1 protein-coding gene is annotated in these 667 nt (G+C 55.6%); it reads right to left on the bottom strand.

The window, feature by feature from the left end; translation table 11 throughout:
- The coding region (locus AC1D0Z_RS23610; RefSeq protein ID WP_477660543.1) for a hypothetical protein at window positions 1–667 on the bottom strand (667 nt) is incomplete at both ends.

Consider the following 667-nt stretch of genomic DNA (forward strand, 5'->3'; position numbering starts at 1 on the left):
AGCAGCACCTCCTGTATCGCAGCCTGAGCTGAGGGTGACCCGTTCGAATAAACCAGCATGTCCAGAAACCATCGCCGCAACGTCTCAGGCATTTCGTCCATCAGAGACGAAAGATTCACATTGGCGCCGTGAATATCCCACCAATGCTTCCATAGATGAACATGCAACGCTCTAGGGACCAAGCGAAGCGTGTGACTGCCTTGCAAAATGCGACGCCCGACGAGCTGAGCTACTGCTTCGTCAAACCTACCGACGCTGATGCTCGGATCGACGCGCGCGGCCAACGTCGCAACAAATCGGCCTTCCGCTTCAACAGGCTTTTTTGCTCCGAATTTTCGGAACAGCGCAATATGCATGACGATAGTCATGAGCCGCTCCGCCTGCTCGCCTTTGATCTTCTTGTAACCGAGCACAAAGCGGTCCCATATTGGAACGGTAGCGGGCGACTTGAGAATGTCCTGCGGATTGCGTTTAAGGTTGTAGCCGACCGCGTGCGCAACGCGTGCAGATCCTTCGCACCAAGACACCCAGTTGTGAGCGTGGACAGACTTCCCAATGTATTCGCGGAGTATCTCCTCAATCTGAGCGTCTTTCAACGMCGGGAACTTCACCACCTCCATCAGCGCGTCGGAGGTGAGTTCGGGCCCGTGGTCGATGGTCACCAGCT

The organism is Polaromonas sp. P1_E3, from assembly GCF_056405935.1.